This window comes from Thalassobius vesicularis (assembly GCF_004799325.1).
GTDB classification, from domain to species: domain Bacteria; phylum Pseudomonadota; class Alphaproteobacteria; order Rhodobacterales; family Rhodobacteraceae; genus Thalassobius; species Thalassobius vesicularis.
In genome coordinates this window covers 16,266-36,471 of record NZ_SSMD01000007.1, presented here as the reverse complement: position 1 = coordinate 36,471, position 20,206 = coordinate 16,266, and the positions used below count along the sequence as shown (strand labels likewise).

At 58.5% G+C, this 20,206-nt stretch carries 13 protein-coding genes and 1 pseudogene; 7 read left to right on the top strand and 7 right to left on the bottom strand.

Going from position 1 to position 20,206, the window contains the following annotated elements; genetic code table 11:
* The first annotated feature begins 346 nt into the window (after window positions 1-346).
* From E7681_RS14235 to E7681_RS14210, 6 genes are all read left to right on the top strand, one after another.
* A complete protein-coding gene (locus E7681_RS14235; RefSeq protein WP_136339982.1) occupies window positions 347-1,504 on the top strand; it encodes a tyrosine-type recombinase/integrase in 1,158 nt (385 codons plus the stop codon).
* 73 nt (window positions 1,505-1,577) lie between these two features.
* Window positions 1,578-2,243: a hypothetical protein gene (locus tag E7681_RS14230; RefSeq protein WP_136339981.1), complete on the top strand. Its 666-nt coding sequence runs from the start codon at window positions 1,578-1,580 to the stop codon at window positions 2,241-2,243.
* 135 nt (window positions 2,244-2,378) lie between these two features.
* A complete protein-coding gene (locus tag E7681_RS14225; RefSeq protein WP_136339980.1) occupies window positions 2,379-2,573 on the top strand; it encodes a helix-turn-helix transcriptional regulator in 195 nt (64 codons plus the stop codon).
* Between the two features lie 251 nt (window positions 2,574-2,824).
* Entirely contained in the window at window positions 2,825-3,703 is an 879-nt protein-coding gene (locus tag E7681_RS14220) for a DUF7146 domain-containing protein (protein WP_136339979.1), read from the top strand.
* Window positions 3,700-5,205, top strand: coding sequence for a YfjI family protein (locus E7681_RS14215; protein ID WP_136339978.1), 1,506 nt, complete (start codon window positions 3,700-3,702; stop codon window positions 5,203-5,205). The genes E7681_RS14220 and E7681_RS14215 overlap by 4 nt, the downstream gene beginning before the upstream one ends.
* Window positions 5,206-5,465: 260 nt before the next feature.
* Window positions 5,466-5,747: an HGGxSTG domain-containing protein gene (locus tag E7681_RS14210; RefSeq protein WP_136339977.1), complete on the top strand. Its 282-nt coding sequence runs from the start codon at window positions 5,466-5,468 to the stop codon at window positions 5,745-5,747.
* Window positions 5,748-5,856: 109 nt separating this feature from the next.
* On the opposite strand, the pseudogene E7681_RS14205 reads toward E7681_RS14210, so the two are convergent.
* Window positions 5,857-10,872 (bottom strand): annotated as a pseudogene (locus E7681_RS14205) (RecQ family ATP-dependent DNA helicase).
* A 631-nt stretch (window positions 10,873-11,503) separates the two neighbouring features.
* Here E7681_RS14205 and E7681_RS14200 point away from each other — a divergent pair.
* Window positions 11,504-13,090 (top strand): calcium-binding protein, encoded by a 1,587-nt coding sequence (locus tag E7681_RS14200; protein WP_168733221.1) that lies wholly within the window; start codon window positions 11,504-11,506, stop codon window positions 13,088-13,090.
* 306 nt (window positions 13,091-13,396) lie between these two features.
* Here the strand turns inward: E7681_RS14200 and E7681_RS14195 are convergent, their stop codons facing one another.
* From E7681_RS14195 to capA, 6 genes are read right to left on the bottom strand one after another with little or no spacing between them, the layout of a single operon-like run.
* A complete protein-coding gene (locus E7681_RS14195; RefSeq protein WP_136339975.1) occupies window positions 13,397-14,569 on the bottom strand; it encodes an ABC transporter substrate-binding protein in 1,173 nt (390 codons plus the stop codon).
* 39 nt (window positions 14,570-14,608) lie between these two features.
* A complete protein-coding gene (locus E7681_RS14190; protein WP_246032493.1) occupies window positions 14,609-15,661 on the bottom strand; it encodes a branched-chain amino acid ABC transporter permease in 1,053 nt (350 codons plus the stop codon).
* 4 nt (window positions 15,662-15,665) lie between these two features.
* Window positions 15,666-16,580, bottom strand: coding sequence for a branched-chain amino acid ABC transporter permease (locus tag E7681_RS14185; protein WP_136339974.1), 915 nt, complete (start codon window positions 16,578-16,580; stop codon window positions 15,666-15,668).
* The gene (locus E7681_RS14180) at window positions 16,580-17,317 is read right to left on the bottom strand and encodes an ABC transporter ATP-binding protein (protein ID WP_136339973.1); all 738 of its coding nucleotides are present in this window, start codon (window positions 17,315-17,317) and stop codon (window positions 16,580-16,582) included. Before E7681_RS14180 ends, E7681_RS14185 begins: the two co-directional genes overlap by 1 nt.
* Window positions 17,317-18,069 (bottom strand): ABC transporter ATP-binding protein, encoded by a 753-nt coding sequence (locus tag E7681_RS14175; protein ID WP_136340095.1) that lies wholly within the window; start codon window positions 18,067-18,069, stop codon window positions 17,317-17,319. The genes E7681_RS14180 and E7681_RS14175 overlap by 1 nt, the downstream gene beginning before the upstream one ends.
* 5 nt (window positions 18,070-18,074) lie before the next feature.
* Window positions 18,075-20,201 (bottom strand): caprolactamase subunit alpha, encoded by a 2,127-nt coding sequence (capA, locus tag E7681_RS14170; RefSeq protein ID WP_136339972.1) that lies wholly within the window; start codon window positions 20,199-20,201, stop codon window positions 18,075-18,077.
* Between the last annotated feature and the right edge of the window lie 5 nt (window positions 20,202-20,206).

Sequence of the window (20,206 nt, the reverse complement as noted above, 5' to 3'; positions counted from 1 at the left end):
TTTCTGCAGAGGTAAATGGATAAGTCGATAGTCTCTCACCCGCAGCGAGACAGGAAATCGAAGCCGATATTCCATCTTCCTACATTTTCAAGATGGAGAATTGCGCTCATCGAAAATGATGCAAGCACCTGTAAATAGATCATTTCAATTGACTGCGTGGTGCCCCCAGAGGGAATTGAACACCTATATATAGTGTTATCACCCAATAGCAGACCCAAACTAACATATTGATTTTCAGTTGTTTATAGAATTATGTAGCCTCAACAGTTCTCACTCAATCTCCCACCATACTAGATCTTGTAGGTGGACTGAAAGGTGGACTGAGTTTTTCGAGTGATAAAATCATATGCGTAAGAGACATCTTCTAAGCGCCAAGCGGGCCGCGGCACTGAACAAAGGGAAGTGGGCCGACGGCGCTGGGCTCTGGCTCTGCAAATACGAAAAAGACCGCGGGAAATGGGTGTTCCGGTTTACCACCTTCGGCAAACGTCGAGAAATGGGATTGGGGGCTTATCCGGACGTGTCGCTGGCGGATGCGCGTCGAAAGGCAGATGCGGCACGGGATATTGCGATCAATGGCAAGGACCCGATCAAAGAGCGGGAAAACGCAACCCGGGAGACGATCCGTAATCTACACTTGCTGCGTGACATTGCCGTAGATGCATTCGAGGCTCGCAAAGCGCAGCTGAAGAACGATGGCGAGGCCGGTCGTTGGTTCAGTCCGTTAGAGCTCCATGTCCTGTCACGGCTTGGAAATTCACCCGTCTCGGAAATCAATCAAATCGACATTCGGGACACACTTGCACCGATATGGCACACCAAAGCTGACACGGCGAAAAAGGCGCTTAATCGTCTCAGCATCTGCATGAAGCACGCGGCCGCGCTGGGCCTGAATGTCGACATTCAAGCGACCGAGAAGGCACGTGCGTTATTGGGAAAACAGCGGCATGACATTGCGCACATTCCCGCCATGCCCTGGGCTGAAGTGCCGTCATTTTACAAATCCTTGAGCGACAACACGGTCACGCATCTGGCGTTACGATTGTTGATCTTGACCGGCTCCCGGTCCGCACCTGTCCGGTTTGCTCGGGTTGAGCAATTTGAGGACGGCGTCTGGACGATCCCAGCGGACCGTATGAAGGGTATCAAAGGCAAAACCTCGGATTTCCGCATCCCACTTTCAAGCGAATCCCTACGCGTACTTGAGGACGCGAAACGACACGCCAGAAACGGGGATCTTTTTCCAAGTGTTCGGAAGGGCGTGATTTCAGATGCAACCATGAGCCGACACATGGAGCGCACGGGGCTGCACTACCGACCACATGGCTTTCGATCGTCCTTTCGCGACTGGATCGCTGAAACGACTGACACGCCTCATGATGTAGCAGAAACCGCAATGGGACACGTAGTCGGGGGCAACGTGGAACGTGCATACCGCCGGACAGATTTTTTGGAACAGCGTCGCAAACTGCTCGAACGCTGGGCGCAATTTCTAACGCAGTGATCAACCCACAAAGTGAGTAAAACATATGTTTTGTCCGAACAATTACGTTCTGTTGTCCGAACTGGTAGACGAAATGAAACTGGATATCGGCGAGTTGCCGGAGCCTGTCACCTCGACTGCCGAATTCTTCGCCGATGTCGATGCTTTGAAGCGAGCCTTCGTGAACTGGCTGTTGCTCGCTCTTTTCAAATCTCTTGGTGACAAGTTGCGGGTCTCCACGCCTGCCGGGGCGACCTTGCGCCTTAGCGCTGAAGTCTTGCAGCCAATTGTGCCCAAATTTTCTGACGCGATAGAGGTGAGATGGGATGGAAAATTTCCCTCCGAAAGCGTGAAAGATCTGCGAGAGCTGTCAAAATCACCTTTCTTCAAGTTTTTGGACCCCGATTATCTTTGCATTTCTGTTGATGACGGTCGCAGCAACACTCCGCTACATCTGCTCAACCGCTATCCACTTTGTATTGCTAAGGATGAGCTGCCAAAAGGTAATCCCAGACTGGCGCCTTGGTTGTTGGATGAAATGCAAAGATCTTTCGATCCAAACTTCACCGGTCATTTTGGGACAGAGGATGAAGAAGCATTAATCGCGACTCTGATCCAAGCCTATGTTGATGGAGAGGTTCGCGACAAGCCGAGCGCCAAGGCGATGTTCGCCCCCAATATGAAGCACGAATCTTGGAAAGAGATTTGGGCTCTCGCAAGCAAGAAATATCCAGAGATGGCCAAATCGGGACCTCGCTAACGAAACCGTGAGAAATGGCGTCGGGGATTCTTGGCGAGAATAATTCAAAACGGAATTCAAAATGAGTTTCGCTTCGCGTTCTGAATTCCCTCGTACAGTCTGTCAGGCACGTTCAACCCTTGGAAAGGAATATGAATGAGCCTCACCGACCCTCTTTTGAAAGCGAGCGAAGCTGCTGAAATTCTTGCAATTTCTGAGCCCACCCTGTGGCGGCACGTCAAGTTGGGGAAACTTCCCAAGCCCCTCAAGCTGGGGGCGTCGTCCCGCTGGCCGCAGTCGGAAATCTTGGACGTCATCGAACAGGCCAAGGCCAACCGCGCAACGCAGTAACAGAAAACCCCGTCAATCATGACGGGGCTCCTGCCTTGTTTCTCGCAACTTCAAGGTAGCCAGCCCCGCATATTGGCACAAGTCACCAAACCCCGATCTTGATTGGATTTCTGGGCTCAGCACCCAGCCAAATCGCCGTTTCAAACGGCGACCGGTATCGGCTTGTCCAACGGTATGCCCGTGCTTAACAACAGCCGCCGCTGGTCCGCTCAAGATCCATACCGAACAAACAGTATGGAGATGACTAAACCATGCACGACGCAAAACACTTTACCCTCACTCTCGGAGGGCGCTGGTATCAAGCCTATGGGACTGCAGCCTGCCCGGTCTGCCAACCGGAGAAACGCGCGGACCAAACGGCCTTGACCATTGGGCAAGGCTCGAACGGCCATTTGTTGCTGCACTGCAAGAAAAGCAACTGTAGCTTTCGTAGCATCATGCGCGCCAGCTTGAGCAACGAACAACTCAATCTCCGCCTCACGTCCCAAATTGCCCAGCGCATTGAGACCTATTCGGACGTGCACGCTCGCAAGGCCAAATTTGCCGAAGCAATTTGGCGGCGCAGCCAGCCGATCCAAAGCTCCCTTGCGGAGATCTACCTCCGGAAGCGGGGGATTTGTTGCGACCTGCCAACTTCGATCCGGTTCCTTTTCCGCTGCAAGCACCCCACGTCGGGCGATCTACCGGCGATGGTCGCAAAAATCGACTGTGCAACTGGATTTGGCATTCACAGAACTTTCCTGACCAGGGATGGGCTCGCAAAAGCAGCTGTGATCCCCACGAAAGCAATGCTTGGCCGTGCCGCCGGTGGTGCGGTCCATCTTTTGGAGGGGGGAGAAGGGATCCTGGTTGCCGAAGGAATCGAAACGGCATTGTCGTTGTACACGATCGCCGCCGAGCAGAACCTGTCTGTTTGGGCGGCTTTGTCGACCTCGGGGATGACGCAATTGGTACTTCCGAATTGTCCCCGCCAGTTGATCGTTGCGACAGATGGGGACCACGCCGGGAAAACCGCGGGCCTCGCATTGGCGCGTCGCGCCGATCAGCTCGGCTGGAAGGTTAGCATGCTGCCGGCGCCCAACGGGAAAGATTGGAATGATGTGCTCTGCTCTAAGCGAGGTGCGCAATGATCGCCAACGAAATCAAGAATGCGATTATTCCGTTTAAAGCTGAGGAACCGCAAATGCTGGTCCGGCCGACAGCGGTGGGGGAAGCCTACCCGGTAGACGCGCTTGGCCCGCTCGAACAAGTGGTCACATCAGTTCAGAAAATGACCCAAGCACCGGTGGCTATTGCTGCGCAATCGGCGCTGGCTGTCGCTGCGTTGTGCGTCCAAGGTTGGGCAGACGTGGAAACATTGCGCGGATCCGTTCCCTGCTCGTTGTTTTGCTTGACCATCGCCGAAAGCGGTGAGCGCAAGTCGTCATGTGATCGGTTGCTGATGCAGGGTGTTGCTGACTTCGAGAAGTGGTTGATGCAGTCCTACAAAAAGGAAATCAGTGACTTCAAACTGAACCAGGAAATTTGGAATGGGCAGCGGAAACGATTGCTGGCAGCGGCAATCGGGGAGGATCCCGTTACTGCTGCCGCAGCCAAAAAGACGTTGCTCGCGCTGGGCGATGAACCGCAGCCGCCGGTCTTGCCAATTGTGACCGTGCAAGAGCCAACCCTGGAGGGTCTGTACAAGGCGTTTCAGTTCGGTCGCCTGTCGCTGGGTCTCCTCTCGGATGAGGCGGGAGGACTGATTGGCGGCCACGCCATGAACAAAGACAACAAGCTGAAAACCATTTCCGGACTATCTGTTTATTGGGATGGAACGGGCGTGAAACGCGTGCGGGCCGGAGATGAACCGAGCTGGGTTTGTGGACGCCGTTTGTCCATCCACCTGATGGCGCAACCCGTCGTTCTTGGGCCCCTCCTGGGGGACGCAGAGGTTTCGGGACAGGGGTTTCTGGCGCGGTGTCTGATTGCCGCACCGGCCAGCACGATTGGCACACGCACCGCGCGTGGGTACTCGGCGCAATACGAGGAAGAGGTCAAAGCGTTCAATACCCGCGTCTTTGAACTTTTGGCATTACCGATGCCCACCGACAAGCATCAGAAACAGCTTTGCCCTCGCAAGCTCTGTTTGTCCGAAGATGCACGTGAATGCCTCTACGATTTCTATGACAAAGTAGAGCGAGGTCAGGCCGCCGGAAATCTCTACGCACACGTACATTCCTTTGCCAGCAAGGCCGCGGAACAAGCCGCACGCATCGCCGGTATTCTTACGTTGTGGGCCGACCCGAACGCGTCGCATGTGACGGTTGAAACGATGCGGTGCTCGATCCGCCTCGCGCACTTCTATCTTGGAGAGGCAAGCCGCCTATCGCAGCACGGGCAAATCGACAAGCAGATCCAGCTTGCAGAACAGCTGCGTCTGTGGCTTCAGAGCCAATCCAAATACGACGAAGTATTCACTGGCTACATTTTGCAGGAGGGGCCAAATTCGGTTCGTGATCGCAAGACTTTGACGCCCTTGTTGTCTATCCTGGAAAGCACTGGTTGGTTGATCCGCCTGCCTGAAGGTACCGTGATCGACGGACGCGCCCGCAAGGAAGCATATCGCATCGTTCGACGGGGGGAGTTCTAGGTTTTTCTGGGCGCCTACGCGCTCGTATGCGCCCAGTCCAAACAAATGTGAGAGCCGCGACTGGACTGAGAATTGGCGACGGTGCGTATCCGGCCTCCAAGGCAAAATACGGACCGCCGCCAATGCAGCCAAGGTAGCAGCTAATTCCGCTAAAATTGCTAACCGGTGTTCCGTGTTTAGCGCAATTAGCAACATTAGCGGGGCAGCCCCTGATGCTTTGCACATCCCAAAAGTCGCCTACCACCCCCAAGGAGAACCAGTTGGATCAAGACGAGATCACCAAGCTGTTCAATGCGTTCCAGGCAAGCCGCGCCCATTACCTGCAACGCCAGCAGAGGAAGAAAGCGGTATGCGGCGCCAAAACTCGCAAGGGCACAGAATGCAAGGTAAAACCACTGCAGGACCACTCTCGATGCCGGATGCACGGAGGCAAAAGCACCGGTCCCAAAACGCAAACGGGGCGATCCCGAATTGCGGAAGCGCAACGAAAACGTTGGGAAAAATGGCGTCAGGAAAGGAGTGAAAAAGCTAGTGATTGCTAGTCACGCGACAAATGCGACAACGGTGCATGGGGTCTTATACTCAACGCAACGGCTGTTTGTTTGGCAGAGGCAGAAAATTGCAGCTGCTTTGAGCGCAGCCGCGTTAATATTATCGAAACACCAGTTCGGGCAGCACAGTCTCCCATTCATCCCGTTTAATATAGGACTGGAAGCGTTCGTCATTGTCTGTCTTCCGCCAGCGAACGATGGCCCCGACCTTACCTGACAGAAGTGCAGTATTTTCGGGCGGACGCCAGTTGCCAGCCATGCGGCCCAGTGGCCGTTGATATTGATCTAGGATCAGCCATTTCCCATCCCGCTGTTCCAGTGTCACGGGATCATCGATCTTTGATGCCGCAATGGCCGCATGGGATGGATGCCTTTCTGGGAGGCGGCCGGCATAGGACAGGTCCACCGTAGCCATATCGGGAACCTGGTACCAATCGGGATGAGGCAGATCCATCCGCCCGGGCATCTCGACCTTGCGCAGCATTTCGCTATCAGAGTCCGCAACGACGAAGGCATGTTCCCCGCTGGTGACAACAGACAAGCTACGGCGGGCGCGGGTCATCGCAACATAGAAGAGGCGGCGCGGGGCTTCGCCGTCCTCACCTTTGGACAGGGCTTTCCAGCCGCCATTGAGGATCACCACGTGATCGAACTCGAGCCCTTTGGAGCGGTGCGCGGTCAGCAGCAACAGGCCCCTTTGCGCTCGGCGGACGTCCTGTGACCATTCGGCCAACCACTCGATGGCGTCGGGCACAGGAATGGTCTTTTTCCCTAGGTCACGCGCAAGATCCGCAATACCTTCGGCAAGCAAGTCCACCCAGCGACCTGAAGGTTGTCGGTTGAGGACATCTAGAATGTCCTGGATCGTCAACATTGCAGCGGGACGCTGTCGCAGGCCCTCGATGAGCTGCTGCATCTCGCGCAGGCGCCAGACACTAGGCAGCTTTTCGTTCGCCATTTCGACCGGCAGAACGAGTTTTTCGGCATAGGCCCGAACGGCACCCAGCCGCCGCCAATCCCGAGAGATGATGGCGGTACGGGACCAGGTAAAATTCGGATCCAGTCGCGAAATCCGCACGAGCTCGTCGACCGCAATGACTGCCTGCGCCACCTCATGATCCGGACCATCGAGGAATTGCACTCGCCCTTTGGCGACAGGATCATACTGCGCCATGGCCCCGCCACCGGGATCAAGGCCGCGTAACTTGTCGACGGTGATTTCGTGCCCGGCTTTCATACGTCCCTGCGCAGGTTCAATGACCTGATTGGAGGCATCGATGATGTGCCGGGTAGAGCGGTAGTTCTCAACCAGGAACTTCGGCTTGGCGCGGTAGTCTTCTTCGAACTGGCGAATGAAGGATATTGAAGCCCCTGCAAAGGCGTAGATGTTCTGATCATCGTCGCCGACGGCAAACAGGCTGAGCCGTTGATCTGGGTCGTCCATCGAGCGCCCGGCGACCGCAGCGATCAGCGCGTATTCTTCGGGGCCGATGTCCTGATATTCATCTACCAGGATCCAGCGATACCCCTGAATAAGCGCCTCGCGCTGCGCCTCGGCCTCGGAGCGGCTCAGGCCGTCGCCGTTGATCTGGCGGACTGCCTCCATGACGATCCCGTCGAAATCACGTTCTTCGGACGCGGCGCAGGTAAAGCTGGCGCCGACCAGCCGCATCGCCAGCGCATGACAGGTCGAAACGGTAACGCGTGTCGCCTCTTCGCCGACCAGATGGCGCAAGCGCGCGCGGATTTCAGCGGCGGCGTGGCGGTTGTAGGTCAGCACGAGGATTCCTTGCGGATCCTCTCGCTTCACCCGAAGGAGGTAAGCGATGCGATGCACCAAGACCCGCGTTTTTCCCGATCCCGGCCCGGCAAGCACAAGGACGTTGGTTTCTTCGCGATCATCGGCAACAATTTCTTGCTGGACCGGATTGCCCAGATCCTCGACGATCTTCTTCTAGGCCTTGCCGGTGGTCTGACGGCGGACTTCGACCCCTCGCCCGGGCATCCAGCGCCGCAAGAACCGCTCCTGATCGAGTGCGAAATAGTCCTCAGACAGACGTTCGGCTTCTGCGATCTGGTCTAACCCCTTTTCGGCGTAAGCGGCCATTACGTGGGTCTGAAGCGTTTGTTCGCGGTAATGCTCCTCGAGCGGCAGGAAGTCTTTCCTGGTGAACGTCGCGCGACTGGGTTTTAGAAAAATCGTCATGGCTGAACGGAACACCGTCAGCCCTTTCCCAAGGGTCACGACCTGCTGCTCGTGAAGCCACAGAAGCGCGCGCTCCATGAGCTTGGTCATGTCCTTGACGCCAGAGGTTTTGATGACCGCATCGCCGCTGATCTCGGCCAGCAGATCGCCAATGGTCGTTTCGACTTGAATGTCTTTGCCCCTTGCGCCTGCGGGAGCGTTCTGGATCAGGAAATTCAGCAATTTTTCAGCAGCCGCCCAGCGCACGGCGGCTGTCTGCTCAACGACCCGCCAAGACCGCTGCAGCACCACTTCGAGCGTCTTGCTGGACAGTTTGCGCAAGCGGATGTTGCCCTGGCCACCATCGCTGTCGCGCCCGTCCCTCTCGATGCTGCGCAGCAGACGGTCAATCAAGTGGGGAATGGCGTCCGGGTGTCCCTCATCGCGCAGGATCTGACTGGCCGCTGACAGATCGAGCGGCGACGCGTCGCCAACACCGGTATCGGGGGCCAGCTCTCGCATCCGTGCAATCAGCGCCTTTTCCAGATGCATGGCGCGGACCATGCGATCGCGCGACTGGTTTTCGACGCCAATGTGCACCGAAACCGTGATGGCGATGTCGTTCTGCGCGATCCCAAGCGTTTCAAGGTCCGCCATGGCTTTGATCAGTTCGCGATGCGACAGCCCGCTGATGCCGGTTAGTTCGTCTGTGGAAATGCCCTGATCGGGGGGCGTGCTCATCACATGGCGCACGATGGTCAAAAGCTTATCCCGCCGAGCCTGCGTGATGTCGGCGCCTTTCAAACGCGCTTCGGCTTCGGCGATTGTCCGCACCAGCAGGGACGAGGGGAAGACCTGCACTCGGTTTTCCTCGCGCGAAAGCAGCGCTGCTTCCTCCAGCCAGGAGACAGCGGTTTTAACACGGGTGTCGTCAGTGGCACTGTCGCGCACGAACTCCCGGTCTTTTTCCTCACGTACGATTTCGCCCGGAGTTGCGACCACCTTGCCGCTGTTGCGCGTGTGCTCGTCCATGCGGCGGAGCGCCTTGAGAATGGCACCGATTTCATGACGATCTAGGCGCGAGCGGGCGGAAAGGGTGAACTGCCGCTCAACGTCGTCGGAATGATAAAGCAGCACGCAATCAGCCGGGGCACGGTCGCGTCCCGCCCGCCCTGCCTCTTGCAGGTAGTTCTCGAGCGAGCCGGGAATGTCTGCGTGAACAACCAGACGGATATCCGGCTTGTCAATACCCATCCCAAAGGCGTTGGTGGCAGTAATCACCCGTAGTTCCCCGACGCGAAAGCGTTCCTGAACGATGTGTTTGTCGTCAGCCGTCATACCTGCGTGAAAATGCTCAGCCGCCAGCCCTTGTTGCTTCAGGAAGGCCCCTACCCGCTCGGTTTCCTTTCGGGTGGCGCAGTAGATCACCGCCCCAGAGGTATCATCGGCGGGAAGAAACTCATTGATCGCCGTCAGGATGTCGCCAAGTTTGCTTTTCCTACCAGTCGGACGGACAGTAAAGGTCAGGTTGGTTCGCGTCGCACCACCGTCGAACAGGCCTAGTTCTACACCAAGGCGGTCGCGAAAATGTTGTGTTATATCCTGCACGACTTCGGGCTTTGCCGTGGCTGTCAAACACATAACTGGCGCGGGTTTGGCAGCCCCGGAGAACTCGCGAATGAACCGCCCGATGTAACGATAGTCCGGCCGGAAGTCGTGCCCCCATTTCGAGACGCAATGTGCCTCGTCCAGCACCCATAGCCCAACTTCGCGCTGGGCAAGCACAGACCGGACAGAGACGCTGCGCAATTGCTCGGGCGAGATCAGCAAGATGGCCGCTTGCCCCAATCGAACCCGGTTCAAAGCCTCTTGCCGCTCTGGCATCGAGAGCATTCCGTTGATAGTGACGGCCGACGAAATACCTACACGCTCCATCCCTTGGACCTGGTCGGCCATCAGCGCCACCAGAGGAGAAATCACCACGGTAAGCGCTCCGGTCTTGTCATAAAGGCTCAGCGCCGGAACCTGATAGCAGACGGACTTACCCGTACCCGTCGGCAGGATGCCCAGCACATCTGCGTGCCCCATGGCTTTGGCCACGATGACCTCTTGCAAAGGGTTGCCATCGTTGTCCACGGGCTGAGGGCGGAACCCTTCGAACCCGAACCACCGCTTTAGCGCCCCCACCGGGTTGTTCATCGCAGCGCACCAGGTGCAGCTGGGATCGCCACAGTTCGTGTCCCGCAAATCGCGCACCATCATTGCCGCCTCTGGGAAAGACGCACGGACCCACGGCGGCATCACGGACTCGCCCCCGGACACCGAAATCCAGGCCAACGCATAGGCCAGCGGCCAACCCATCCGAGGATCTGACAGCTGAGCAAGCGTCGGAGCGACCTGAGCGCCACAAGACTGACCTTCGAGGAGCCTTTTGATCGCAGCCAGCGCGTCGGCGCGCTCGGGTTTCGGCGCTTTCCGGATGTGGGTGAATACAGCGTCGAACCCATCCGCACGATCGGTTCTGGTTGCGAGATAATGATACGCAAGCAGCGTTTCCGGCGAGGCTGCATTCAGCTCCGTCAGTGCCTTGTTCTGGTTCTCCAGAACCTGAAACACAAGTCGTGCATCAAGCTCAGGGTCATTCACATGCCCAGCCTGCAGGCGCCCGTCATGGTAATGTTTGACAAGGTGGTGGTAGGGATTGCGCGGAAAGGCTAGAGGATTGAGCCACAAAGTATCAATGGGCGCGGCCATTTTCGCCGCCAGCCGCGGGCGCGCTGCCAAAAGGTGCTCGATATCATGGCGCAGAATGTTGTGACCAATCACGTGAGGCGTTTTGCCGAGCGCCTTTTCGAGCTGATCGAGCGACTTTGACAACTTTCCTTTCGCAGAAACAATAGCAGGCCCGTCCCCGATCCTCACGGCTGCCAGATCAAAGATTTCTGAGGTTTTGGGATTTATCTCGAGATCAACAGAAAGGCATTGCTCCAACAGGGGCCTTTTGTTTTCGGCTCTAGATCGAACAAGGTTAAAAAAGGCCATAAGTCTCGGGGCATTAGTCTTTGCTGAGGTGAAGTTAAGACCCGCGCATGGCTTCCGCAAGAGAACAGAGATGGCCGGTCGCTCGCATCAGGAGTGCAAATTTCGGAAATATGTGATCCGCAATCGGAGGATTTGAGGTGCCCCGAGATTTGGAGACGCTTTGACCTCCTACATTAGAGGTTAGGAGACCAATCGTGCACACCGACATCACCATTATTTACCGCTGCCCTGACTGAACTGGAAAACACGGAAAAGCGCCATTCGGGGCGCTTTTTGCCAGAATTTCAGGCCGACCCCTGGCGCGAATACGGTCTTGAAATTCCCTCAAGACGGGACAATCCTGAGAAAACACATTCTTGCCTATTCCACTTTCATCCGTGGGCCAAAAGCCCCGGAACCCGTTCAGACAACACATCAGAAAATGGTGACTGCGATGCTCCGGAAACCCGATTTTACTCTGCTCGACAGTATCTCAAGAAACCTGGCAGAGCTGGCGACAACCACCCTGCGTATTCGTGAAATGGCCGTCATTCGCGGCACCACAGATCCCGACAGCCTTGACGGCACCGAATTGGACGACCTGATCTATGGCGACGATGGCGACGACACCATAAACGGTCTGGTGGGCGACGACACCCTTCTGGGCGAGGCAGGTAACGACAGTCTCGATGGCGGCTCTGGCACCGACTTCATGTTTGGCGGCGACGGCAACGACACGCTGCGCGCAGGTCACTATGGGTATGACTCGCTCTATGGCGCCGACGGCGATGATCTGCTGATCGGAAGCCTTGAGGAAAACGTGCTCTGGGGCGGCACTGGCAACGACGTGATCGCTGGCGAAGCGGGCTCCGACCTGATCGAGGCCGGGGATGGCGACGATTACATCTTTGGCGACGGGTACCTCAATTTCGGCGCGTCTGTGACGGACGGCAATGACAGAATCTACGCGGGTGCCGGCAACGACACCATCTTTGGCGGCGGCGGCCGCGACAACATCAACGGCGAAGACGGCGATAACCTGATCTACGGCGGCGATGGGGGCGACTCTTTAGTGGGCGGCTTGGGCCATGACACTCTGTTCGGAGGGGATGGCGACGATTCTCTTGGAGCCGCAGGTACACACAACCTGTTGGTGGGGGGCGATGGCGATGACCGTCTGTCGGGGGGGCTTTACGGATACGATACCCTCATCGGCGGGAGTGGAGACGATCGCTTCAGAACCAATGGCCTTTACAGCTTCGCTGGCGGCGGCGAAGGCAACGACACATTCTATGGCGGAGCCAACCACGACACGATGATGGGGGGCGTAGGCAACGACATCTTCTACGCTGGCAGCGGTTATAATTTTGTCGACGGCGGCACCGGCACCGACACGCTATTTGGCGGCTATGGCGACGATACGCTACTTGGCAATGCCGGTGATGATGAAATCTGGGGCGGCTTCAACGAAGACTATCTCGAAGGTGGGACTGGCAACGACTGGCTGTATGGCGAGCAGCAGAACGATACAATCTGGGGCGGCGAGGGGGACGACCGCATCTTTGGCGGCTCTGAAGACGATCTGATCGGTGGATATCTGGGGGCCGATCTCATTCTGGGCGGCCGGAATGACGACACGATCAATGGCGGAGGCGACAACGACACGCTGCAAGGCGAACATGGCAACGACCACCTCTGGGGTGATGCGGGCAATGATGACCTCTCTGGCGGCGTGGGGAACGACACCCTGGGCGGCGGCGAGGACAGAGACACCGTAAACGGTGACGCAGGTGACGACCTGATCTACGGCGGGTCCGGTAACGATCTGCTCAGCGGCGGCGCGGGCAACGATACCGTCTGGGGCGGCTTGGGGGCCGATACCTTCGTCTTCACCCTCGGAGACGGCGCTGACTTGGTACGCGATTTCTCTGGGGTAGAGGGCGACGTGCTGCAGCTGGACCAGTCCTTGTGGGGAGCCCAAGGCACCCTGACTGCCGTGCAAGTGGTGACGCAGTTCGCAAGTTTGGGAACCAACGGCATCGTGTTGACCTTCGATCTTGGCAATGTCATCACGCTCGAAGGGTACTGGGACATGGCCGACCTGCACGACCACATCACCATTGTGTGACCTCTACCCTTAAAGGCAGGAAAACACCGCACAGATCCCTATGAGGGCCTTGCTCACGATGACGGGCTGTTTGCTTCAACGGGAAAGCGTAGAGCGCTCGGTTCTTTGAATTCGATGACGCTATTAACGGCAGTTTGCATTCACGTACCAACAAGGTGCAAAACCGACATCCGCCTTGCCATGAGAAAGCGTATCTCAGAGCAATTTGGCCAGCCTCTCGTCACGGGCAACCGACGTTTCATCCGCCAGTCAAAAACTTCCCCGGCAAGGAAAATCGCCGGGGAAACTATCATTACGTGGCTTCGGTTACTTCAACAGAACGTCCAAGGGGACGGCTTCGCTGATCGTCCAATTGTCGACGGCTTGGGGTTTGCCGTCGGTAATCTCGATGATCTGCATTTCGGCAAAGTTTTGATGATGAAGCTCGGAGGTAAAGCTACGCGGGCCAAAAACCGTTGCCTCATTGCGCATCTTTTCCAATTCCGCCGTCACGGCCGCGCCGTCAAGGGTGCCTGCACGCTCAACCGCCTTGGCCCAGAGGTCCATCAGCACGTAGCCAGGATAAGCGTAGGAGCTGGCTGGGCGAGCGCCAACCGTGGCCTCATAAGCTTTGTTGAAGGCCTCCACTTCGGGGCGCGGATCGTCGCCATAGATCGAGCCTTGCACAGGTACCACGAAATTCGACAGGTTCGGCGTCGCATCCAGCCAATACGACCCATCAACGGCCGAGCCATTCAGGATCAGCGACTCGATCCCCGCCGCCCGAAGCTGCCGCACCGCCGAGGCCGCGCCCGGGATATAAGAGCACAGCATGATCACATCAGGCTGTGTCGGCAGCGCCTTGATCCGGCTGATCTGGCTGGCAATCGAGGCATCGTCGTTCTTGAACGTATCGCGGCCGACTATCTCGGTGCCTTCGAGGCGCGGGAACATCCAGTCGAACCCGGTGCAGATGCCCTTGTTATACTCGATCGTGGTGTCCAGCAGGACGTAGCCGGTCCGCGCGTTCCGCTTGGCGTGGCTCCATTCTGCCATCGTGGCCCCCTGAACCGGGGCCAGCACCGAACCCGAGAAGCTGTAGGGACCGACACCCTGGATGCCGGCTTTGACATCCTCGGCGCACAGGAAGAACGAAACCATGCCTTCGGCATCCGCGGACAGCGCAGCAGGTGCTCCGAAATCGTAGTCGCACGACACTACCATCATGTCTGCGCCCTCGTCGATCAGTTGGAGCCCGGCCTTGGCCGCTTGGGCGCGGTCGGTCTTGGTATCGGACTCGACCCATTTGATCTGACGGCCCAGCAGACCACCGTTTGCGTTGATCTCGTCGATGCGGATCTTGGCGGCGGTGGCAGCGGGGGTGTCATAGGCCTCCATCCATCCGGATTTCGCGATAGCGAAGCCTACAGTGATGTCGTCGGCGGCATAGGCCGGGCCGCACAGGGCCAGCACAGCCGCGGCTGTGGTCAAATATTTCATATCATACACTCCTGTTTTCTGGTTGGTATTGGAGGGCGTTCAGGCCTGTTTCGGCCTGCCCTTGGTTTGGAACAGACGCCTTGACAGCGTCCATTCGCGCCCCCCGGTCAGACCCGAGGGGCGAAGGATCAGAATGACAATCATTGCCATGCCGATCACGATTTCCTGTGTGCCATTGGGGATCGCCAGATGGGCATCACCCAGATCAAAGCCCTGCTCCAGCCGGACCAGCACCTCGATGGCGACCGACAGCACAACCACGCCAGCGACCGCTCCGGTCAGGCTGCCGATGCCGCCCACGACCAGCATAGCCAGCGCGATGAAGGTCAGACCCAGATAGAAACTGTCAGGGTTCAGCACGCCGATGAAATGACCCAGCAAAGCACCCGCAACCCCGGTGAAGAAGGCTGAAATCACCAGTGACAGCAACCGATGACGGTACATGTCAATCCCCGAGGACTGGGCCGCGACCTCATCCTCACGCGTGGCGCGCAGGGCCAGACCCGACCCGGAATTCGCATAAAGGCTTGCGACCAAGATCGCGGCCACGGACCAGGCCAGTGCCACCCAGGCATCCACGTATCGCGGCAATCCCACGACCGAACTGGTCGCGCCTGTCACGTCCTCCCAGTTGGAATAGACGGTGTTCACGATCGCCAAAAACGCGAAGGTCGCGATCGAGGCGGCGATGCCAGACAGCCGCAGAATGGCCGCCCCGGATAGCAGACCGACCGCAGCGGCCAGCGTGCCTCCGGCAAGGGCGGCGGGAAAAACCGGCCATTGCGCCTGGGCCAGCCAGTCGGGCAATCCCGGCAACAACAGCGCCTTCATCGTCGGCTTCAGGGTCAGCCAGGCGGACATGTACGCACCGATACACATATAGCCCGCATGCCCGAAGCTGATGACGCCCGAATTGCCGACGAAGATCCAAAGCGCCACCACCAGCGTCACGCGGATCAGCATCTCGGCCATGGCGCGGGCCAGAGCCTTGTCACCCAGACCGACCGCCAAGACCGTCAGGGCTAGCAAGGACAGCGACAACAACAGCGGCGTGGAATAGGAACGAAGCCGTGTCTGCGTATGAGTATGCATCAGATCAAACCCTCGGTTTGGCGCCGGACAGGGCGAACAGCCCCTGCGGGCGCAGCAACAGGCACCCGATGACCAGCGAATAAAGGAACGCATCGCGGAAGGGACGCGCCTCGAGCGGCAGGAAAGCCTGCAAGATCACCGAGGCCGCCCCCAGCAGAAACCCCGCAGCCACTGCTCCGGGCAGGCTGCCCATGCCTCCGATCACCGTTGCGATGAACGCCACCAACATCACCGGCCCACCCATGCGCACATCGGCGACACCCGTCTGCGTGACTAGGATCAGCGCCACAGCGGCCGCCAGCGCCCCCGAAATCGCGAAAGCCCCGGTGATGACCCGGTTGGCCTTTACGCCAAGCATACGGGCCATGGTGAAATTCTCGGCGGCGGCGCGCATTTCCAGCCCCAGTCTGGTGTGCTTCAGCAATCCGAACAGGACACCCAGAATTGCGACCGTGATGCCAATGACGATCAGCTGCAGCAGCGGCACGCTGGCCCCCAGCAGCTCGACCGGCGTGTTCAGGCCCGGCCACAAGGAAATCGCCTTGGGGCGCCCACCATAGGCTGCCAGCAGCGCGTACCGCAGCACGAAACCCAAAGCGAAAGAGGCGATCATCATAGTGACCGGCGTGGCATTACGCAGGCGACGGAAAATCAGCGCCTCGGACATGACGGCCAGACCACCGCCGACCATCAGTATGGCGGGCACCAATACTATCGCCGGTGCGCGCCCCAACAACAGATGCGCAGTTGCGTCCGTGCTGGGGATGATCAGCGCGAAAACACAGAAGGTGATGTATTCGCCATGTGCAAAGTTCACCAGATTCATCACACCAAAGATCAGCGCGATGCCCAACGCGGCCAGCGCATAGATCCCGCCAAGCGAGGCTGCATCAAAGAACAGTTGGGATACCGACCCCATCACGAAACCTCCTTCACGTGGTTCGCATTGCCGAAATAAGCGTCGCGCAGGCTGTCTTCGTTTCCGATCACGGCGGCATCTCCATCGCCGACAATGCGGCCTCCGCGCATCAGGATCATTCGACCGCCCACGCGGGCCGCACGGGCCGAGCTTTGCTCGACGATCAGCAACGTCAGCCCCTTGAGGGCCTGCAATTCGACCAGGGTGTCATAGACCTGATCGACTATCTTCGGGGCTAGTCCCAAAGACGGCTCATCGATCATCATCAGTTTCGGGTTGGTCATCAGCGCGCGTCCGATCACCAGCATCTGCTGCTGGCCACCGGACAAGGCCCCTGCACTTGCGTGCCGGCGTTCGGCCAAGATCGGAAAGGCCGAGTAGATGTCTTGAAGGTCTTCGGCGATGGCAGTCTTGTCGCGACGTATCCCAGTGCCGATCAGCAGGTTTTCTTCGATCGACAGTTGCCCAAAAACCTCGCGCCCTTCGGGAACCATCGACAAGCCTTTGCGCGCAATGGCTTCGGGGGAGGCGCCGCTCAAGATGTCTCCGTCCATCTCGATCCGGCCGTGGGCGGTGGTCGCCACGCCCGCAATCGCCTTCAGCAGCGAGGATTTTCCAGCGCCGTTCGGACCAGAGATAAAAACCCGTGCACCTTCCTGAACGGTGAACGAGACATCGTCCAACGCCGTCAATTTGCCATAGCGCACCGTCAAGTCGTGAATTGCCAGCTTAGACATCACGCGGCCTCCTCGTGGCTGGGTCCGAGATAGGCGTCTCGGACAGCCTGGGATGCCAAAATAGCCGTGCGGTCGCCCTGTTCGATCACCTGACCGGCATCCAGAACGTAGACGTGCTCGCAGACACCCAGGACCAACCCGACATTGTGCTCGATCAGCAAAACACCGATCCCCAAGTCCGAGGCGATCCTGGCAATCAGTTGCGAAAGTTCTTCGGCTTCGATCTCGGACATGCCGGCCGCAGGTTCGTCCAGCAGCAGGAATTGCGGTTGGCCCATCAGCGCACGTGCAATGCCGACGCGTCGTTCATCGGTATAAGGCAACCCAGCAGCGGGCTGGTCCGACAGATGCCGAATGCCGATCCAGTCCAGCACCTGTCGGGCCATATCTTCGGCCGCCCTTCGGCGATGACCAAGGCCAACCCCGGTCACCGCCAGATTGTCGAGGACGTCCAGACCGGCAAACAATCGGCCAGCCTGAAACGTCCGCGCGATTCCGAGGCGGCGCAGCGCGAAAGGGGAGTACGCGCCCACCGCCTCTGTCCCGAGCAGAACTTCGCCGGAAGAGGGGGACTGAAAGCCCGTCAGGACGTTCACAAGTGTTGTCTTGCCGGCACCGTTCGGCCCGATCAGCCCGACAACGGACCCGGCGCTCAACGTCATCGTGACATCTGTCAGCGCGTTGAAACCACCGAACGAGACCGTGACGTTTCGGGTCTCAAGTGCGGGTTGCGGAGGAATTGATGCCGGCATGACGATCAAGCCTCGACCAGTTGCTTGGCGTCCTGCGAGACCCGGTTGTCGTGCGCAGGATCATAGGTCACGACGTAGACGCCGCTTTCATGCAGATCCGCCGTCCAGCCAGGTTCGATCACCAGCGTGGTCGTGACCTCTTCGATCACAGCGGGCCCGTGTAGCACGTCCCCAGCCCCCAGTTTCGCGCCTTCGTAGACGTTGGTCCGGGTCGTAGCACCCGAGGCGTCGAACACCATCGGACGTGTGCCTTTCAGCGCCTTGTCCGAACCCGAACCTGCCGCGATGCGCATCTGCGCAGGCTTCTGGACATGACCACAGATCGTGCTTTCGACGTTGACCACCTCAACCGCGCTGGCGGGTTCGTCGTAGGTGTACAGCTCCTTGTGCCGGGCGTGGAACGCGGCCTTGAGCTGCTCCAGCGAGGCTTCGGTGATCTCGAACGGATCGACCTCGACGGTGCATTCATGGACCTGTCCAACATAGCGCATATCCAGCGAGCGGCGGACCGAGATGCGGTCACGGGTGAAGTCGTCCGCCTCGAGGTCCGCAACACCGCGCGCTTCAAGTCCATTGAACAGGGCATCCAGTTTCGCGGCGGCTTCGGCCCCTTCCAGACGCACAGGCGCGGGTGCCATGTAGTTGTACTTCACGTCCGAGATGATCTGACCATAAGCACACAGACCGGATGCCAGCTTGGAAATCAGAACCTTGCGGATGCCGATTTCGCGGGCCAGCGCCGTAATATGCGCGCCGGTTGCACCGCCCGCGCCAATCAGAACGAAGTCGCGCGGATCATAGCCGCGCTCCACCGACACGCGGCGGATACCGTTGACCATGTTGTTGTTGACGATGGTGAACATCCCGTAGGCCGCCTTCTCCACGGAAATCCCCAGCGGATCGGCCAGTTTGGTTTTGATCGCCTCGCGCGCCTTGGACACGTCCAACGGCAGGCGGCCGCCGACCAGACCATCACCGTTCAGGTAGCCCAGCGTCAGATTCGCATCGGTCGTGGTCGGGTTTTCACCGCCTTGGCTGTAGCATGCGGGTCCGGGTTCGGAACCGGCCGACTGCGGTCCCATCTGCAGCAAGCCCATCTCGTCAATCCACCCGATCGAGCCGCCACCGGCGCCCAGCGTCTCGACCTGGATCATCGGGATGCCGATGCGGTAACGCAGGAAGTCGATGTTCTTGCTGACATTGGCCTGCCCATCCTTGGTCAACGTAATGTCGAACGAGGTGCCGCCCATATCCACGGTGATCAGGTTGGTTTCACCCCAGGGTTCAGCCACGTTCAGTGCCGCCTGCGGGGCCGATGCCGGGCCCGAGTTGATCGCGTAGACCGACTGGTCCGTCACAACCTGCCCGCGCGCTAACCCGCCGTTGGACTGGAAGTAACGCACCGGGTTCTTTGCCCCCAACGATTGGAAATAGGCATCCACCGCACTGACATAGCGTTGCAGGATCGGTGCCAGATAGGCGTTCACGATCGCGGTCGAGGTCCGGGTATATTCCCGTACCTGCGGATATAGCTGCGCCCCGACGGTCAGATGAACCTCTGGCATCATCTCGCGGACGATCTCGGCGGCGCGCAGTTCATGCTCGGGATGCAGCACGGACCAGACAAAGGAAATCGCGACGGATTCCACTTTTTCGCGGATGAAATGGCGGCACGCCTCGCGAACCTGTTCCTCGTCCAGCGGAGTATAGACCTTGCCGTTGGACAGAACCCGTTCCGAAACGCCCCGGCGCAGGTAGCGAGGCACCAGCATGGTCGCAGGCGGATAGTCCGGATCGTAGCGATAGCCGTCTTCCTTATGGCCCAGACGAATTTCGATGCTGTCTTCGTGTCCCGAAGTCGCAATCAGGCCGGTGCGAGCGCCGTTATGGGTAATGAGCGCATTCAAGCCCACGGTCGTGCCGTTGATGCACAGATCCGAGTTCGAGACGATTTCCTGCGGGGTGATTCCGGTTTCTTCCTGGATCAGCGCCAGACCGTTACGGATGGCCTGGGTCGGATCGGACGGTGTAGACAGGGCCTTGAAGATCCGCACCTGCCCCGAAGAGTCGGCCAGAACGAAATCGGTGAAAGTGCCGCCCGCGTCGATGCCAAGACGATATTTCGTACGCATGTTTT